At 41.7% G+C, this 2,606-nt stretch carries 2 protein-coding genes; one reads left to right on the forward strand and one right to left on the reverse strand.

Features of this window, described 5'->3' with window-relative positions; all coding sequences use genetic code 11:
• Positions 1-862, forward strand: an 862-nt coding sequence (locus QZY09_RS21155) for a hypothetical protein (RefSeq protein ID WP_295675803.1), incomplete at its 5' end; no start/stop codon positions are given.
• Positions 863-1,427: 565 nt separating this feature from the next.
• Here QZY09_RS21155 and QZY09_RS21160 read toward each other — a convergent pair.
• Positions 1,428-2,606: DEAD/DEAH box helicase (locus QZY09_RS21160; protein ID WP_295675805.1), on the reverse strand; the 1,179-nt coding region annotated here is incomplete at its 5' end.

Consider the following 2,606-nt stretch of genomic DNA (forward strand, 5'->3'; position numbering starts at 1 on the left):
CGAATTAAGGGTAAGGCTGGCTAACGGAGAAATTTCATTAGACCTTGCAACAGAACTATATTGGAAAGATTATAAAGAAGGGCAACGGTCTTGGCACACAAAAGATTGGAAAGAGAGGAGAGGTAAAGTTCTTAAAGAAAAATGCGAAATATGCGGCAGCATGGATACATTAACAATGCAACACCTTTCTCATCCAAAAAAATACTCCGAAGTTAAAATAGAGGTCACGAGAAAACACACTCAAATTTTCAAAGAAGCTAATTTAGTAGTTGATAAATGTGAATTTAGGGAACTTATCATAAAAAATTATGATTATGTGCCTGTAACTTTATGCCCAAATTGTGGAGATAACCGCCCTGACAAAAGAGTGAGAAAACTTCCACAATATCGTTGCACAGAATGCCGACACGAATTTGATAAACCTATTTATAAATCGGTAGATGAACTCATTGCTATTTTTTATGAAAATGAAGATGCTCTTGATGTTCGTGACAAATGTTTTATATCAAAAGATAAATGGAAAAACAAGCATAATTTATCGAATATAAAGTATTGGTTTCAAAGAGAAATGGTGAAAACCAAAGAGTCTGAAATAATTGGAATGGAAGCATTTTTACTCTATTTAGATGACACTATAAAATATCTTTCTTTTGAAGATACAGTAACTGCTTGTAAAAAATGTGCTTCTAACTATGATTTAAACAATCTGGAATTATGTCCAAAATGTAAAGAACATTACAAAGGCATTCAGTATCCAACCTGTATTCAATGTTTACCTGAAGAAAAGCGAAGATCAGCATTAGAATTGATTGAATTTGGAAAAGAATGGCACGCAATGCATAAAGAGCTTGGAATTGACTAAACAATACCAAGTTATGGGGCTTTTTTACCCGCCCCTCGCTGTCCGAAGTTTACCAACTTGGATACTTTATATTTGGGGGCTTAGACCCCATTACTTACAGCCACCAACTATCCACTACTTCACGCTCCGGGGGTGTTCGCGTTACCCTCGCTCCAGGATCAATCTGATTGTTAAAATTCCGCGTGCCAGGATGCCCAATATGCCGCATCCGCCTGCGAATCCTACGGCCATGCCTCAATCGAACCAATAATTCCGATAATTGCAGAGGTTTAGAGACCCTGTGGAGACGTGAATAAACATTTCACTCTATCTAATCATATGGCGCAGGTTCCTCTGAGAGAGAACCTGCGGGGCAGGAAAATTCCCTTAATCGTTGACCGTAGTGCCCGAGGCAGAAAACTCCTGAAGACTACTGACAAGATCCTGTCACTGACAAGATCTTGTCAGTAGTTAAATTATTAATAATCAGTAATTTAGCGTTTTGCTGCAGGTTGTTGTACGTGTTGCGCAACGCAACAAAATTTTCGGGATAACATTTAATATCCATCATGAATTGCCAAAATCGCTACCCCAAAATCTCCTTAATATCCTCCACCGAAAGCGATTTGATAAAGCTTTCTTCGGTGGTGATGAGCGCACGGGCTACGCTGAGTTTGCGCTGCTGCAGGGCCAGGATCTTTTCCTCGACAGAATCTTTGGTAATGAATTTATAGATGAATACATTTTTGGTTTGCCCAATGCGGTGCGTACGGTCGATTGCCTGTTGTTCAACGGCCGGGTTCCACCATGGGTCAAGGATGAAAACGTAATCGGCTTCGGTCAGGTTGAGGCCTACCCCACCGGCTTTGATCGAGATTAGAAAGACCCTGGTTTTAGGGTCTTCCTGGAACTGTTTGACCACATCGCCACGGTTTTGTGTACTGCCATCCAGGTAAACGTACGGGATGTCCTCCGTATCAAAATATTCCCGGTAAATATTCAGCTGCCGCACAAATTGCGAAAAGATGAGCACCTTGTGCCCACCATCCAGCACGTTTGACAAGGTGTGTACTACGTTCTCAAACTTGCCCGAATCACCCTCATATTCACTGTCGATCATGATGGGGTGATTGGCGATCTGCCGTAGTTTGATCAACCCCTGCAATACCTGGATCTGCTTTTTAGGGAAAGTACCATCATCCAAACTCTTCAATAGCTCATTCCTGTATTCCGACTTCACCTGCTCATAAACCGCCGACTGCTCTTCGCTCATCTGGCAGTAAAATAAGTTTTCGGTTTTTGGCGGCAGTTCCGTTGCAACCTGCTCCTTGGTGCGGCGCATTACAAAAGGTTTTATCAGTGCCTGTAGTTTGCGGGCCTTATCTTCGTCTTTTTTCTTTTCAATAGGCGTTACAAACTCATTCATAAAGAATTGCTGTATGCCCAGCAGGCCAGGGTTGATGAATGACATTTGCGTCCAAAGATCATTCACCGAATTTTCAACCGGCGTGCCGCTTAAGATCAGCTTATATTTCGATTTTAATTGCCTTACCGCCTGGAATGATTTGGACGACGGGTTTTTGATGTTCTGGCTTTCGTCCAGGATCACATAATCAAAAAAGTAAGCTTTAAACAGTTCAATATCTATCCTGCTGATGCCATAGGTTGTGATCACCAGGTCGTAATTGCTGAAAACCTCCGGCGATTTATAGCGGAAGGTTCCGGTATGCACCATCAGCCTTAATTGCGGTGCAAACTTTTTAGC

The organism is uncultured Mucilaginibacter sp. (assembly GCF_903913935.1).
Classification (GTDB): Bacteria; Bacteroidota; Bacteroidia; order Sphingobacteriales; family Sphingobacteriaceae; genus Mucilaginibacter.